Annotated in this window: 15 protein-coding genes; 9 read left to right on the top strand and 6 right to left on the bottom strand. The window is 56.6% G+C overall.

The features are described 5' to 3' along the window. The 4 genes from P8O11_RS12025 to P8O11_RS12010 all read right to left on the bottom strand — a co-directional run. Positions 1-915 (bottom strand): FAD-binding protein (locus P8O11_RS12025; RefSeq protein ID WP_300294487.1); only part of this gene is annotated, 915 nt, incomplete at its 3' end. After that, positions 915-1,673 (bottom strand): electron transfer flavoprotein subunit beta/FixA family protein, encoded by a 759-nt coding sequence (locus P8O11_RS12020; protein WP_089889262.1) that lies wholly within the window; start codon positions 1,671-1,673, stop codon positions 915-917. The genes P8O11_RS12025 and P8O11_RS12020, both read right to left, overlap by 1 nt. Positions 1,674-1,946: 273 nt before the next feature. Next, the gene (locus P8O11_RS12015; RefSeq protein WP_089889265.1) at positions 1,947-2,519 is read right to left on the bottom strand and encodes a cob(I)yrinic acid a,c-diamide adenosyltransferase; all 573 of its coding nucleotides are present in this window, start codon (positions 2,517-2,519) and stop codon (positions 1,947-1,949) included. Positions 2,520-2,523: 4 nt separating this feature from the next. Further along, positions 2,524-2,727 carry a twin transmembrane helix small protein gene (locus P8O11_RS12010; protein ID WP_089889267.1) on the bottom strand — a complete coding sequence of 68 codons (204 nt, stop codon included), beginning with the start codon at positions 2,725-2,727 and terminating at the stop codon, positions 2,524-2,526. A 104-nt stretch (positions 2,728-2,831) separates the two neighbouring features. Between P8O11_RS12010 and P8O11_RS12005 the strand changes: the two genes are divergently transcribed. After that, positions 2,832-3,791, top strand: a complete 960-nt coding sequence (locus tag P8O11_RS12005) for a DMT family transporter (protein ID WP_300294482.1) — start codon at positions 2,832-2,834, stop codon at positions 3,789-3,791. Here the strand turns inward: P8O11_RS12005 and P8O11_RS12000 are convergent. Together P8O11_RS12000 and P8O11_RS11995 are read right to left on the bottom strand one after the other, a co-directional pair. Further along, a complete protein-coding gene (locus P8O11_RS12000; protein ID WP_300294480.1) occupies positions 3,727-4,557 on the bottom strand; it encodes an SDR family NAD(P)-dependent oxidoreductase in 831 nt (276 codons plus the stop codon). The two genes, P8O11_RS12005 and P8O11_RS12000, sit on opposite strands and share 65 nt — an antisense overlap. A 38-nt stretch (positions 4,558-4,595) precedes the next feature. Further along, entirely contained in the window at positions 4,596-5,162 is a 567-nt protein-coding gene (locus P8O11_RS11995) for an SH3 domain-containing protein (protein WP_300294478.1), read from the bottom strand. A gap of 168 nt (positions 5,163-5,330) precedes the next feature. Here P8O11_RS11995 and parC point away from each other — a divergent pair, with 168 nt between their 5' ends. From parC to P8O11_RS11955, 8 genes are all read left to right on the top strand, one after another. Further along, positions 5,331-7,670: a DNA topoisomerase IV subunit A gene (gene parC / locus P8O11_RS11990; protein WP_300294476.1), complete on the top strand. Its 2,340-nt coding sequence runs from the start codon at positions 5,331-5,333 to the stop codon at positions 7,668-7,670. A 97-nt stretch (positions 7,671-7,767) separates the two neighbouring features. Continuing rightward, positions 7,768-8,952 carry a DUF898 family protein gene (locus P8O11_RS11985; protein WP_300294475.1) on the top strand — a complete coding sequence of 395 codons (1,185 nt, stop codon included), beginning with the start codon at positions 7,768-7,770 and terminating at the stop codon, positions 8,950-8,952. Beyond that, positions 8,952-10,076: a M48 family metallopeptidase gene (locus tag P8O11_RS11980; protein WP_300294474.1), complete on the top strand. Its 1,125-nt coding sequence runs from the start codon at positions 8,952-8,954 to the stop codon at positions 10,074-10,076. The genes P8O11_RS11985 and P8O11_RS11980 overlap by 1 nt, the downstream gene beginning before the upstream one ends. 300 nt (positions 10,077-10,376) lie before the next feature. Beyond that, a complete protein-coding gene (locus tag P8O11_RS11975) occupies positions 10,377-12,236 on the top strand; it encodes an ABC transporter ATP-binding protein (RefSeq protein ID WP_300294473.1) in 1,860 nt (619 codons plus the stop codon). After that, positions 12,236-14,068, top strand: coding sequence for an ABC transporter ATP-binding protein (locus tag P8O11_RS11970; RefSeq protein ID WP_300294471.1), 1,833 nt, complete (start codon positions 12,236-12,238; stop codon positions 14,066-14,068). The genes P8O11_RS11975 and P8O11_RS11970 overlap by 1 nt, the downstream gene beginning before the upstream one ends. A gap of 173 nt (positions 14,069-14,241) precedes the next feature. Then, positions 14,242-14,532 carry a 50S ribosomal protein L28 gene (gene rpmB / locus P8O11_RS11965; RefSeq protein WP_089889294.1) on the top strand — a complete coding sequence of 97 codons (291 nt, stop codon included), beginning with the start codon at positions 14,242-14,244 and terminating at the stop codon, positions 14,530-14,532. A gap of 100 nt (positions 14,533-14,632) precedes the next feature. Then, positions 14,633-14,980: a hypothetical protein gene (locus P8O11_RS11960; protein ID WP_300294469.1), complete on the top strand. Its 348-nt coding sequence runs from the start codon at positions 14,633-14,635 to the stop codon at positions 14,978-14,980. A gap of 62 nt (positions 14,981-15,042) precedes the next feature. Next, entirely contained in the window at positions 15,043-15,540 is a 498-nt protein-coding gene (locus tag P8O11_RS11955; protein WP_300294467.1) for a copper chaperone PCu(A)C, read from the top strand. The last annotated feature ends 53 nt before the right edge of the window (positions 15,541-15,593 follow it).

The raw sequence follows: 15,593 nt of genomic DNA, 5'->3' as shown, positions 1-15,593 counted from the left end.
GTCCAGTTCGGGCACCAGCTTGAACAGATCGCCGACAAGTCCGTAATCGGCGACGGTAAAGATCGGCGCCTCTTCGTCCTTGTTGATTGCCACGATGATCTTGCTGTCTTTCATGCCTGCGAGGTGCTGGATCGCTCCAGAAATCCCGACAGCAACATAAAGCTCGGGCGCAACAACTTTACCCGTCTGGCCAACCTGCCAGTCGTTCGGGGCATAGCCCGAGTCCACAGCTGCGCGCGAGGCGCCGACGGCTGCACCGAGCTTGTCGGCGAGCTGTTCGATCATCTTGAAGTCATCCAGTGAGCCGACACCACGGCCACCCGAGACAACCACACCAGCCGAAGTCAGCTCGGGGCGATCAGATGCCGCAACCTTGTCTTCAACCCATGACGAAAGCGCAGGGTCTGCAGCTGCCGCGATGGCTTCAACGCTTGCCGATCCACCTGTCTCTGCCGCATCAAAAGTTGATGTGCGGAAGGTGATGACTTTTTTGGCGTCTGACGATTTGACCGTCTGGATCGCGTTGCCCGCGTAAATCGGACGCTCGAATGTGTCACCGTCCACAACGCCAGACGCGTCAGAGATCACCATCACATCGAGAAGCGCCGCAACCCGTGGCATCACGTTCTTTGCGTCTGTTGTCGCTGGCGCAACGATATGCTCGTAATCGCCTGCAAGGCTGACGATCAGCGCTGCCGTTGGCTCCGCAAGGCGGTGGCCGAGGCTGGCATCTTCAGCCACGAGCACTTTGCTCACGCCTTTGATCGTCGCCGCTGCCGCACCAGCTGCCGCAGCAGATGCGCCGCACGCGAGAACTGTGACATCCCCGAGCTTTGTCGCCGCTGTCACGGCTTTGGCCGTCGCGTCCATGGCAAGCTCGCCATTGTTTACTTCTGCAAGTAGGAGAACCGACATTACACTGCCCCCGCTTCTTTGAGTTTCGCCACAAGCTCGTCTACCGAGCCAACAATTTCGCCGGCCTTGCGCGCTTCTGGTTCTGTTGTCGAGACAACAGCCAGACGCGGCGTGACATCAACGCCGTAATCCGCAGCTGTCTTCTCATCCAGCGGCTTTTTCTTGGCTTTCATGATGTTTGGCAGGCTCGCATAGCGCGGTTCGTTCAGACGCAAGTCAACAGTGATGATGGCTGGCATCGTCACATTGATCGTCTGCAAGCCGCCGTCTACTTCGCGCGTGACAACAGCTTTGTCGCCCTGCACGTCAAGCTCGGAGGCAAATGTGCCTTGCGACCAACCCAGAAGCGCTGAGAGCATCTGCCCTGTCGCGTTCATGTCATTGTCGATCGCTTGCTTGCCCGCAAGCACGATACCAGGCTGCTCTTCTTCGACCACTTTGGCAAGAATTTTGGCAACAGCGAGTGGCTCAATATCCTGATGGACATCATCTGTCGCAACCACAAGGATCGCACGATCCGCACCCATCGCCAAAGCCGTACGCAGAGTTTCCTGCGCTTGCTTCACACCGATAGAGACAGCAATGACTTCCTCGGCTTTGCCAGCTTCCTTGAGGCGAATGGCCTCTTCTACGGCAATTTCGTCGAATGGGTTCATCGACATTTTTACGTTGGCAAGATCAACACCCGATCCATCCGCTTTAACACGAACTTTCACGTTATAGTCGATCACGCGTTTGACGGGCACAAGCACCTTCATTGGCGGTCACTCCTTTAAGGTTTCATTTGGCCGCTGAAGCGACTCCATATTTTCCTCTGCCTGAATATCGCCTCGCTCGAAGGCATAACAGGGCAAAATCGTCACGTTTTGTCTCAGAGACGCCGCGTTATGGCTTTTTCAGGCCTGATCTTTGCAAAAATATTACGACACACAGCTTTTCCGCAGAGTAAGCGCCCCGCGCCTCTGACCAAAAACAAAACGCCCGCACAAGGGCAGGGCGTTTTCTCATCTGATTGACATAAGCCTTTCGGCCTAGCGGTTCGCGCCCGGAACCCAAAGTACATCGGCCTTGCCGCCGTCATTGCTATGGCGCGCAGCAACAAAGAACCAGTCAGACAGGCGGTTAAGGTATTTTACCGCCCATTCGTTGACTTCTTCTGTCGAGGCAAGCTCGGTTGTTTTGCGTTCAGCGCGGCGTGAAACGGTGCGGCAGATATGGAGATGTGCCGCCAATGCCGATCCACCGGGCAGAATAAAGCTGCGGAGCGGCTCGAGATCCGCATTCATCACGTCAATCTCGGCCTCCAAGCGCTTCACCTGCTCTTCGATCATGCGCAGGGGCGGATATTCGGCCTGTTCGTCCTTGTCGATATCAGGCGTACAAAGGTCAGCACCAAGATCGAAAAGATCGTTCTGGATGCGCGCCAATGCTGCGTCCATCTCTCCCTCGGCATTCAAGCGCGCGACACCGATCGTCGCGTTTAGCTCGTCTGACGTGCCATAAGCCGCAACGCGTGCAGAGTGCTTCGCAACCCGTGAGCCATTTCCCAAAGCCGTGTCACCACGGTCGCCCGTACGCGTATAAATTTTGTTCAATACAACCATAGTTTCAGCCTCCCGAACGCAACCAAACGAACAGCAGGATCAGCGCCACAGCAATAAACTGCGCTCCGATCCGCCAACGCATGATGCGGTTTGCGTGTTTGCGGTTAAATTCGCCGCCTTTGGCAAAGCCACCAACACCGATCATCAAAATGATCAGAACAGCCACACAGGCTACGGCAGTAACAAGAAAAAGTGGATCACCAGCCATGACTTGGCCCCCTTTTTTATAAGTTGTCTCCCCATCTAGAGGTTTTTTTCAGGATTACGAGGGCAAATCTGGCGCACGGGTCAGATTGCCGCTAGCGTCGCGTCATGACACAGCCTTCAGGCCCGCGTGCGGGCGACAACACTGTTCTCGCCATCCTACTGTGCCTCGCGGCGCTGCTGTTTTTTGATTTGATGGGGCTGATCATCAAGCATCTTTCGCCCCGCTATACCTCGGCAGAGCTGTCTGCATACCGCAATGTCTTCGGCCTCGTGCCAAGTCTTATCGCGCTGTTTGCCTCGGCGCGCTGGCGCAACGCAGGCAAGCGTTGGAAAATCCGACAGTGGAAACTCGGCTTTCTGCGTGGGCTGCTCGTTTCGTTCGCGCAGCTCATGTTTTATGGCTCGCTTGTCTTTATGCCCTTCGCGACAGCCTCAACACTGAGCTACGCCTCTGCCATTTTTGCCACCGCGCTCGCGTGGCCACTTTCGGGCGAAAGGGTCGGCCCGGTGCGCTGGCTCGCCGTTATCATCGGCTTTTTAGGCGTGATCCTTATCGTTGGACCAAGCAGTGAGGCGTTTGGAGCCGCCGCGCTCTTGCCCCTCGGGGCGGCGGCACTTTACGCAAGCACTGCCGTGACAGCGCGTCTCTTTGATGAAGATGTTGTGACTCCTCTGGTCAATGTCTACTCGGCCAGCGCCGCGCTGTGCGGCTCACTTGTGCTCGCCTTCTTTTGGGGCGGCTTCAGCCTGTTACAAAGCTGGACAGACCTTGGATGGATCATGCTAATGGGCGCCTTCGGCGGCGTAGCGGTTCTGCTCTATGTCATGGCCTACCGCATGACCGAGCAAAGCAACCTTGCTCCCTTCAGCTACTTTGGTATTCCGATGGCTTTCGTCCTTGGCTGGCTCTTTTACAGTGAAGCGCCGTGGTCCGATCTCTTCCCGGGCGCGTTTCTCATCGCGGCAGGAGGGCTATTTATCGTTTGGCGCGAGCGCCGCCTCAGCTCTTCGCGATCAGCCAGTCTAGAAGTCGAGTTGGCAAAATCCGCCGCGCCGCCGCCATAAGATAGGTCGGTGTAGTGACAAAATACCTGGGCTTCGGGCGCTCGCTTTCCAGCGCATGAATGAGCTTTTTTGTAACAGCCGAGGCTGGAAGCTCAAAGCGATCAGGCCCTTCGGCGGCTGTATAAAGTCGCTTCAAGAGACTGTCCTCATATTGCGCCCGTCGTGGTGAGGCCTGCCAATTTACGTGCCGCTCAAATGGTCCGATTGAGTTCTTGCGGATTTCCGAAGTGATCGGCCCAGGCTCAACCGTGATAATATGGATCGGCGTGTCGCGCATCTCGATGCGCAGCGTATCCGTAAGGCCTTCAAGCGCAAACTTCGTGCTGGAATACGCTCCACGCCAGCGCATAGGCACAAGGCCCAGCACAGAAGAACAGTTGATGATCCGCCCGTGCCCCTGTGCGCGCATCACTGGAATGATCTTGCAGCTCAGTTCGTGGACACCAAAGAGGTTTGTTTCGTAAATCTCTCTTAAGCCCTCTCGCGGCAAGTCTTCGACAGCGCCGGGCAGAGCAAAGGCTCCATTGTTGTAGAGCGCATCCAACGTGCCTCCCGTGCGCTCAAGAACCTCAGCGACGGCCGCTTCTATGCTTTCGCTTGATGCATAATCGAGCGGAAAGCTCTCTAAGCCTTCGCCCCTGAGCCGCGCACAATCTGCCTCCTTGCGGCAAGTTGCAAAAACCCTCCAACCGCGCTGTTTTAGCCCGTGTGCCGCGTCATAACCAAGCCCCGAGGAGCAGCCTGTGATCAGAATTGTTTTGCTCATCTCGCCCGCTTACGTGGCGCATCACGTTCTGGCAAGGTTCAGTTGGCTGCGTCTGACACCAGAAAATCAGCCATATACCCAATGCGCCCGGTCTCAAGGACGCGCAGTTTGACCCAGCCGTTCTCTTCAGAAAGCACCAGGACTTGCTCGCCGCGGGTCAGTCTGCCGACGGCGTTAAAGTTAGTTCCAGGTCCACGACGCAGGTTCACACGCCCGCCCGTGACTTCGCGAATATCGTCGCCAAAGGCGGTATTGGTAGATGCGCTGGCTGCAACCTCGGTGAGGTTTTCGGCTTTCGCCACATCAATGACTGCCTGGTCCAGGGTCACCGCGTTGGGCTTTGGCAGCGGCAATGCGCTTCCACCGGCAGAGGCCAGAACAAGGGTGTCATCGCCACCAGTAATCACTTCAGCAGCGACGGGAAGGGGTGCTTTTTCTCTCGGTTTTGCTTGAAGAAATGCGAGGCGCTTTTGTTCTGCGGCGTGGGCGCGTTCTGCAGCGACTGCTTGGCGCGACCCGTCTTTTGGCGCGTAGTCCGCACCGCCGTTCAACTCATAAAAAGCAAAAAACAAAAAACCGAAAGTCACTAAAATAAAACGCCACATTTGGCACAACCCCTCAAGCAAAACTCACAAACCCTTGGCAGCACCTTACGCGATTCGCGAGCAAAAAGGAGGAGAATCATTTGGGGAGTTTCCCCATTTTGTATAAATGCAACGTCAACAGGCATTTTGGGGATTCAATCCGACTGCGAAAGCCTTTACACACGCCCCATGAGCGATTTGATCGATGATGAAGATACGCCCGAGGTCGAACACCTAGAGCCGCTGCGCCGCGCCATTGGCGAGCGGTATCTCACCTATGCGCTCTCCACGATCATGCACCGTGCATTGCCTGATGCCCGTGATGGTCTCAAACCCGTGCACCGCCGTATCCTCTATGCGATGAGCCGCTTGCGCCTCAGTTCTACAGGCGGTTTCCTCAAGTCTGCAAAGATTTCTGGCGACACAATGGGTGATTTCCACCCTCACGGTGACGCGGCTATCTATGATGCGATGGCCCGCCTCGCACAGGACTTCAACGTGCGCTATCCGCTCGTTGACGGACAAGGCAACTTCGGCAATATCGACGGCGATAACCCTGCCGCCGCGCGTTACACAGAAGCGCGCATGACAGTGGTCGCCGAATCTATGCTCGAAGGTCTGGCCGAAAATGCGGTAGACTATCGCCCCAACTACGATGGCCGCCTCGAAGAGCCTGCGGTTCTGCCTGCGACCTTCCCAAACTTGCTCGCCAACGGTTCCACGGGAATCGCTGTGGGCATGGCAACAAATATCCCGCCGCACAATATCGCCGAGCTGATCGATGCCTGCCTTCATCTGATCAAGACACCTGATGCGCGCGACGATACTCTGCTTGGTTTTGTACCAGGTCCCGATTTTCCAACAGGCGGAACAATTGTCGAGCCGCGCGAAAACATCGCTCAGGCCTATCGCACAGGCCGTGGCTCGTTCCGGCTACGCTCCAAATGGGAGGTTGAAGATCTTGGGCGCGGCCTCTGGCAGATCGTGATCACGGAAATCCCCTATCAGGTGCAGAAGTCCAAGTTGATCGAAAAGATCGCCGAGCTGATCCAGCTGAAGAAAATTCCGATCCTTGGTGATGTGCGCGACGAATCCGCCGAAGATATCCGCCTTGTGCTCGAGCCTCGTTCCAAAAATGTCGATCCTGACGTTCTGATGAACATGATGTTTCGCAATTCAGATCTTGAGACGCGCTTCTCGCTCAACATGAACGTGTTGATTGACGGCGTTACGCCCAAGGTTTGCTCGATGAAAGAGGTGCTGCGCGCCTTCCTTGATTTCCGCCGCGAAGTTCTCACCCGTCGCAGTCAGCACCGGATGGAAAAGATTGATGCCCGCCTTGAGGTGCTCGAAGGCTTTATCATCGCCTTCCTCAATCTGGACCGTGTCATTGATATCATTCGCTACGATGACGAGCCCAAGGCAGCCTTGATGCGGGAAGATTGGGGCCAGACATTTGTGCGTGCCACCGACGAGCGCGACTATGTTTCGCCCAAAGCGGGCTCGGATGATGGTCTGACAGAGCCACAAGCTGACGCAATACTAAACATGCGCCTACGCTCTTTGCGCAAACTTGAAGAGATGGAGCTTGTCGCCGAGCGAGATAAGCTCATGGAAGAGCGCGCAGGCCTTGAAGACCTGCTCGAAAGTGAAAGCCTCCAATGGGCCGCCATTGCCGATCAGCTCAAGCTTGCCAAGAAAACCTTTGGCAAAGACTACGAAGGCGGCGCGCGCCGTACGCTCTTTGCTGAGGCGGGTGAAGTCGAGGACGTACCGCTTGAAGCTATGATCGAGAAAGAGCCGATAACGATCGTCTGCTCTAAAATGGGCTGGATCCGCGCCATGTCGGGCCACATTGATCTGACCCGTGAGCTCAAGTTCAAAGATGGTGATGAAGCCCGATTTGCCTTTCATGCCGAGACCACAGACAAAATCGTATTGATGGGCTCAAACGGACGCTTCTACACGTTGGGTGCGGCCAATCTTCCAGGTGGCCGAGGCATGGGCGAGCCCTTACGTCTCATGGTTGATCTGCCCAATGAGGCCGAGATTGTCTCCCTCTTTGTGCACCAAAGGGGGCGCAAGCTGTTGCTCGCGTCCTCGGAGGGGAATGGCTTCGTTGTTCCTGAAGAAGAAGTGTTGGCACAGACCAAATCGGGCAAACAAGTGCTCAATGTCAAAGACGATGCTCGCGCTATGATCTGTAAGCCGCTCACAGGCGATCATGTCGCCATCGTCAGCCAAAACGGCAAGTTCCTTGTGTTCCCCGTTGCAGAATTGCCTGAGCTTGGCCGTGGCAAAGGCGTGCGTTTGCAGAAGTATAACATGGCTCGCGGCAAGCAGGGCGCGCTTGAGCTTGACGGCGGCCTCTCTGACCTGACCACATTCACGTGGTCCGAGGGCCTCAGCTGGGCGATGGGCGGCGGTAAAACCCGCACAGAACCCGACCTTTCTGAATGGCTCGGCAAGCGGGCAGGGGTCGGCAAACGCCCACCCTACGGCTTCCCGCGTAATATGAAGTTTGACTGAATAAGCGCAATATAACTTGCGTGATTAGCCCTATGGCCTTCATAATCTTGGTTAAGCTTTCAGCGCGAGCGCGATTTCAACAGTGAGGATTTAAACAATGAGCACATCAGGGCAAATTAATGGCCAGTATCGCGGCACGAGAGGAGAGCTTTTTCCTCTCGCAATCAGCGTGGCTCTTCTCACATTTGTGACACTCGGTATTTATCGCTTCTGGGGCAAAACGCGCATCCGCAAATATATCTGGTCCTCCACTGTCGGCGATGGCGACGCATTTGAATACACAGGCACAGGCCTTGAGAAGTTTCTCGGTTTTCTCGTCGCGATTGTGGCCCTCGCGATTTATCTGGGTGTCGTGCAAATGCTGCTCTTCTTTTTGGGTCTGAGCTACTCTGTCGATCTGGAGGCGCCGCAAGGAATACTTGCGCTGAATGCCCTGATTTACATCAACCTCTTTGCCTTGCTGCCGCTGATATTTTACGCAATGTATCGCGCCCGCCGCTATAAAATGGCGCGCACCCGCTGGCGGGGTGTGCGCTTTGGCATGGAAAAAGGCGCATGGGGCTTTGCTGCACGCGCCATCGGCTATGGTCTTCTGACATTGGTGAGCTTTGGCGCTCTCTTTCCTCTCGGCAATTTCAAACTTGAGAAATACATGGCCGACCGAAGCTATTTCGGAGACGCCCGCTTTGAGCAGGGCGGCAAATGGACAGCACTTTATGGGGCCGCAAAGCATGTGTTTATCGGTCTTGGCGTGCTCATCGCAGGCGTCGCCATCGGCGGCGCTGCCCAGTCCGAAGCCCTTATGGGTATCGCAGTCCTTGTTGGCTATATTTGGCTCATGGTTGGCTTTGTGTATTATCGTGTGCATAGCTTTCGCTACATGGCCGAAAACCGCATGCTCGGTGATCAGATTACCTTCACAGCCACCCCGACAACAGGGGAAGTCATAAAAATCTACATCATCGGTGCATTGATCATCGCCGTAGTTGTGGCAGTTTTGGTGTTTATCGGCGGTCTGCTCTTTGGCGCAGTGATGAGCATGGCTGGCATTGGCAACATGGGTCTCGTCGGCGTTCTGGGGGTTGTCCTCTATCTGATCGCGTTGGTGCTCCTCGGCGCGATGGCGCTGGTGTTTATTACCCAGCCCACCATCGCACATTTCATCACAAACTTTACTGTCCACAACGCGGACGCCCTGAACGATATCCAGCAACGTGCGATGGAAACAGGTGTGGATGCTGAAGGCTTTGCCGATGCGCTCGATATTGGTGGCGCAATCTGATGCTTGAAGCGGCGGGGAGTTTCTTTGACGGCTCATCCGCCGCCAAACACAAAGTCATCCTCCGTCTTGATGAGGCGCGGGGCGTTTTAAGCTTTGATGGAGAAGCGCTCGAGCAGCCTGAAGAATGGCCGCTGGCCGAGTTGCGCCTCTTGCGCGATCAGCCTCAAGGCGGCTGGCTTAGCTTTGCGCTGCATATTGAAGGCGAAGACGAAACTCTGCACCACGAAGCGCGTCTCTCGTGCCGTGATGGTGCAATGAATGCAGCCTTGCGCCGCGCAGCGCCCTATCTGGCCCGCCGCGACATTCACAAAGGCACAGGCGCACGCGTGGTTACAAAGCTCACAGTGGCCGTTGTCGCTGTCCTCGCGATGATCTTTGTGATCTTGCCTGCTATGGCCACAAGCCTTGCTCATATCATGCCGCGTGAGCGCGAGGTCCAGTTTGGCCGTGCCGTTGTCAATCAGATGGAGTGGTTTCTGGCGGGCTCGTCAGAGACTGACCTCATCTGCAATAACGAAGCAGGTCTCGCTGCGCTGCGTAAAATGGAGGCGCGCCTCATCGAGGGACGCGAGATGGAGTATGACCTTGATATCAGGGTCTTTGACGATGAGATGGTCAATGCCTTCGCGGCCCCTGGTGGGCAGATCGTGATCGTGCGTGGACTTCTGGACAAGGCCACAAGCGCAGATGCCGTCGCGGGGGTGCTGGCCCATGAAATAGGCCACGTCGAAAACCGCGACGCGACCATCGGCGCTTTGCGGGCTGCGGGCTCTGCTGGCCTCTTGTCCATGGTTCTGGGCGACTTTTCTGGTGGTACGCTCGCAGTTCTTGTCGCAGAGCATCTCATTTCGACAAGTTATACCCGTGAGGCTGAAATTCTTGCGGATGATTTTGCTCTGGAGGCACTGCACGAGGCAGAAGTCAGTTCTGAAGGCCTCGCCAGTTTTTTTGATTACATTCTCGGACTGGAAGGCGGCGGCCCCGCGCTCCCCGCTTATCTTAACACTCACCCGCCTTCACAAGCGCGCGCTGACAAATCCCGCGCTCATGCAGAAACACAGTCCAAGACGTCTTCTGTGCTGACAGATGCCAAATGGACGGCGCTCAAAGCGATCTGCGACTGACTGGGTCAAGCGCGGCCGATCTGCTGGCTTCTTCTTTCCAGAGATATCCCACGGGGCGCGGGGGGCTGGTTCCGCGCCTGAGCGCCGCGGCTCACACACATCGTAAGAGCTCAGTGCAAGAGCGTCACTTCTAGGGGTGACACCCCACCAGCGCTCGGTTACCCTTCACAAGTGAACAAGGAGGGACTCATGTTTTACGGGATCTGGAACAAGAAAGGGTGATCGCCAAAGCCCCGGCGAAAAACCTCCAAAGCCCGCGCCGTGCTGCGCGGACACATCTTATTTCCAAGGCTCCAGATCATGAAAAAGCTTTTCACCTATTTCGAAACTCTCGTTGATCCCTACACATCCTACCCAAATGAAGATGTTCCGCCTAAAACACTTTGGCGCTTCATGCTGGGCTATACGCGCCCGTTCAAAACTGTGTTCTGGGCGGCAGGTATTCTCTCGATTGTCGTCGCCGCCATCGAAATTGCACTGATCTATTATACAGGCTGGCTCGTTGATGTGCTGACGGGCGCGCCCGCTGATGTCTGGGCTGCGCATGGCAGCTTTCTGATCGGGCTGGCCCTCTTTGTGCTACTCATCCGTCCCGCAATCCAGTTTCTGGATGTGCTGCTGCTCAACAATACCATCCTGCCCAATCTTGGTACATTGGTCCGCTGGCGGGCGCACAATCACGTGCTGCGCCAGTCCGTCGGCTGGTTTGAAAACGATTTCGCAGGCCGGATTGCCAACCGTATCATGCAAACGCCTCCCGCCGCGGGCGAGGCGGTGTTTCAAGTCTTTGACGCTCTCACATATTCTGTCGCCTATATCGTGGGCGCGGCGGTCCTGCTCTATGGGGCCGATATGCGCTTGATGCTGCCGCTCGCAGTCTGGCTCATAGGCTATGGCTTGCTCATGCAATGGACATTGAAGCGTGTTGGCCCCGCTTCGCAAAAGGCCTCCGATGCCCGCTCCGCCGTCACAGGTCGTGTGGTGGACAGTTATACCAATATCCATTCAGTCAAAATGTTTGCTCATCATGATGGTGAGATCAACTTCGCCCGCGAAGCTATTGAGGAGGCCCGTCGCACCTTCATTGAAGAAATGCGCATCTATTCGGTGATGGATTTTGTCCTCACTCTGCTCAACGGTGTGCTGATCGTCGGCGTGGTCGGCTGGGCGATCTATCTCTGGATGCAAGGCACAGCTTCCGTCGGCGTCGTCGCGGCGGCTTCGGCTCTCACGCTACGGCTGAATGCAATGACGGGCTGGATCATGTGGGCGCTGACTTCGTTTTTTCGCCAGCTTGGTGTTGTGGCCGAGGGCATGGAAACCATTGCCCAGCCGATTGATCTTACCGATGCAAAAGGCGCTGCGTCCCTTCAAATCGCCAAGGGCGAAATCAAAATTGAAAACTTGATCCACCGCTATGGCCGCGATATTGGCGGCCTTGAAGGGGTGAACCTGACCATCAAGGCAGGCGAAAAAGTCGGTCTCGTCGGGCGCTCGGGTGCGGGTAAGTCGACGTTGGTGAAGCTGCTGTTGCGTTTTTATGATGCCGAGGCAGGGCGCATCTTGATCGACGGTCAGGACATCGCCCAAGTGACCCAAGACAGCCTGCGCCGCCAGATCGGCATGGTGCAACAAGACAGCTCGCTTCTCCACAGGTCACTGCGCGAAAATATCGCCTATGGCCGCCCCGATGCAACGGACGCCGAAATTTGGCAGGCAGCAAAAGAGGCTGAGGCGCTGGAGTTTATCGACACATTGCAAGACCCAGAGGGCCGCCGCGGCATGTCTGCTCATGTGGGCGAAAGAGGTGTCAAGCTTTCGGGTGGTCAGCGCCAGCGCATCACACTTGCCCGCGTGATCCTCAAAAACGCTCCGATCCTGCTGCTCGACGAGGCCACAAGCGCTCTGGACAGCGAGGTCGAGGCAGCCATTCAGGACACGCTTTATGGCATGATGCGCGGCAAAACCGTGATCGCCATCGCGCACCGTCTTTCAACCATCGCGCAGATGGACAGGATCGTCGTTCTCGATAAGGGTCTCATCCTTGAAGAGGGCACACATAAAGAGCTGCTGGCGCGTTGCGGTGTCTATGCCGACCTTTGGGCGCGCCAGTCAGGCGGGTTTCTCGCCGACGGCGCAGAAGAAGAGGCAGCAGAATAATGGCCGACACCGCTTATCAGCGCCTCGTCTGGAGGGCCGCAAGCCTGATTGACCCGTCTCGCCCTGCGCGCGGCGCGCCGCCAACCGAGCTTTGGGGCTTCGCGCGCTGGTGTATTAGCGGTGCATGGCCCGTGATCGCTCTGGCGGGGTTTATATCCGCCTTGTCAGGGGCCTCCGAAGTCCTGTCGATGTATGTGCTCGGCGAAGTTGTCGATCTTACAGCAAGCGATGCCCCTTTGGGCAACCACATCTCGCTGCTGGCCTTCGGGGTGTTCCTCCTCATTGGCCTGCGCCCTGCCTTCTTTGGCCTGAATGCAGCGTTTCAGTCGGTCGTGCTTGGGCCCAACCTTTTCAAGCAAATTTTGGGGCGTCTCAACCGTTGGACGCTCGGTCAATCGGTCGGCTACTTTGATGACGACTACGCGGGTCGCCTCGCACAAAAGCAGGTGCAGGCCACCCGTTCGCTCACCGAAGTGGTGATCGAGACGGTCAATGCCATCCTATTCGCGCTCGCCTCGGTTATCGGCTCCGCTATCCTCGTCGCGGCAAGTGATCTGCGGCTTCTGCTCATCCTCTTTGGCTGGATCGTCCTCTACGGTGGCTATTTGCGATACTTCCTGCCGGGCATCCGTGCCCGCTCAAAAGTGCGCGCCGCCGCGCAAGCCATGGTTTCAGGGCAGGTGGTCGATACAATCACCAATATCAAAACAGTAAAGCTTTTTGCTGGCGACGCTGTTGAGGAAGCCGCGACAGCCGATGTCCTCGAAACCCTGCGCGAGCGTGCAGTTGATTTCGGTGAGCTGAGCTCAATCTTTCGCTATGGCCTGATCTTTATTGCTGGCTGTCTGCCCGTGGCGCTGCTTGGCGCTGCACTCCTCTGGCGCGACTCAGGCGTTACCCCAGGCGATATCGCAGCCACAGGCGCTGTTTCTATCCGCCTTGCGCAAATGTCGGGTTGGATCAGCTTTGTCTTGATGACAATCTATATGCACCTCGGTGAAGTCGAAGACGGTATGCGCACACTTGCCCCCGCCAAGCGCCTACGCGCTGGGGCAGGGGCCTCGCTCGCGGTGCCGGAAGGCGAAATCAGGTTTGAGAATGTGACGTTCTGCTACGGCCGCGAGATTGGCGGGGTCAACGGCATCTCTCTCAAGATCAAAGCTGGCGAAAAGCTCGGCATCGTGGGGGCCTCAGGCGCAGGCAAGTCTACGCTCGTGTCTCTTTTGCTCAGGCTCTATGATCCGGAAGAAGGCCGCGTCATGATTGACGGGCAAGACATATCAAATGTGACAGAGCCAAGCCTGCGTTGCGCGATCGGCATGGTCACGCAAGAGACCGCGCTCTTCAATCGCTCGGCGCGAGACAACATCACTTACGGCCGCGACGATGCGAGCGAGGCTGTCATCGCTGCGGCTGTGAGCAAAGCCGAAGCGCAGGACTTTATCGAAACTCTGCAAGATGGGCAGGGCCGTCGCGGGTATGATGCCCATTTGGGCGAGCGCGGCGTGAAGCTCTCGGGGGGGCAGCGCCAGCGCATCGCTTTGGCCCGCGCGATTCTCAAAGACGCACCAATCCTTGTTCTCGACGAAGCGACCAGCGCGCTGGATAGCGAAGTCGAAGCCTCGATCCAGACTGCGCTGACGCGTGTCATGGAGGGCAAAACCGTGTTGGCGATTGCCCACCGGCTTTCAACGATTGCCGCCATGGACCGCATCATCGTCATGCGAGACGGTGCGATCGTTGAACAAGGCACGCATGATGCACTCATCGCCAAGGGTGGCATCTATGCAGACCTTTGGGCACATCAATCAGGCGGCTTTCTTGCCAGCTAGACAAACGAGAAGCGCAGCCTGCCGAAATCTGCTTAAAGAGCGCCTCTATCGGCTTGACGGGGCAGGTGATTCCGCCTAATGACACCGAACAGAATTCACGGAGACCGTTTTTCGGTGTCCTATTATATGGCCGCAGTGATTGCTGGCTCTAAGACTAAAATGAGGATGAACCCATGTCACGCGTTTGCGAATTGACCGGAAAAGGCCCGATGGTTGGCAACAATGTGAGCCACGCCAAAAACAGAACGCGCCGTCGCTTTCTGCCAAACTTGAACGACGTGACGCTCCAGTCAGAGACACTGGGCCGCGGCTTCAAACTGCGTATCTCTGCTCACGCTCTGCGCTCTGTCGATCACCGTGGTGGTTTGGACAAGTTCTTGGCAAAAGCCAAAGACGCCGAGCTCTCGGCGCGCGCGTTGAAAATGAAAAAAGACATCAGCAAAGCTCAAACAGCTGAAGCTTAAGCTCTTTTGACGTTTCGTTTTTTGAACAGCCCTGCCTTTCGGCGGGGCTGTTTCATTTTGTCCTCTTGCAACTTTCGCGCTGTCGCTTAAGTCTGCGCTCATGAAGGCTTTGCGCTCATATATCTCCGCCTTTGTGGTCGCTGTTCTGGTGCTCACAGGGCAGGCTATGGCCGAAGCCCGCATGATGACCTCGCCGACAGGTGAGATCGTCATTTGCACAGGCACTGGCCCTCTGGCCGTGTCGGTTGATTCCTCAGGTCAGCCCACGGGCCCCGCCCATATCTGCCCTGAGTGTGCCCTTGCTCTATTCGCTGATTTTTCCGCCCCCGTCACGGCGCCGCTGCGCGTGATGGTCGGGGGCGAGCGCGTAAGCTTTACCCATGGAGCGCGCGCGCCCGCTCTCGGCATCTTAAAAGCCAGCGCTCGCGGCCCACCCGCAACCGTCTGACGTTTTACAGACAGGCCTTTGGGCCACCCTAACTCCTTATAAATTCACAGAAAGGTAGAGCTATGACTCTCAAAACGACTCTTATGGCGGCCGTTGCCGCTGCTGCACTCGCGTTGCCGGCCTTTGCCGATGGCATGATGATCAAAGACAGCTATGCCCGCGCGGCAGGCATGAGCGCCTCCGCAGGCGCGGCCTTTATCGTCATCGAGAATCACACAGGTGATGACGATCGCCTGATTGGCGCAAGCTCTGAGATTGCGAAGCGCGTCGAGCTGCACACCCATATTGAAGACGCAAATGGCGTTATGAAAATGACCCATGTTGAAGAGGGCTTCCCTGTTGCCGCAGGCGAGACCATCATGATGCAACGTGGCGGTCAGCACGTTATGTTCATGGGCCTCAACGACGCCATGGAGCAAGATGATATGGTTACCGTCACATTGACCTTTGAAAAGGCTGGCGATGTTGTTGTCGAAGTGCCTGTCGATCTGGAGCGCAAGCCTATGCATGGTGGTATGCAGATGAACCACGGCACAATGAAAAAAGACGGCGACAGCTGATCTCAAAGGGGGTTGCGCCGCCTGTCGGCCCCGCCCAGTGGGGGCTCTGCCCC

It is taken from the genome of Lentibacter sp. (assembly GCF_029254145.1).
GTDB lineage: Bacteria > Pseudomonadota > Alphaproteobacteria > Rhodobacterales > Rhodobacteraceae > Lentibacter.
This window is presented reverse-complemented; position numbering and strand designations above follow the sequence as displayed.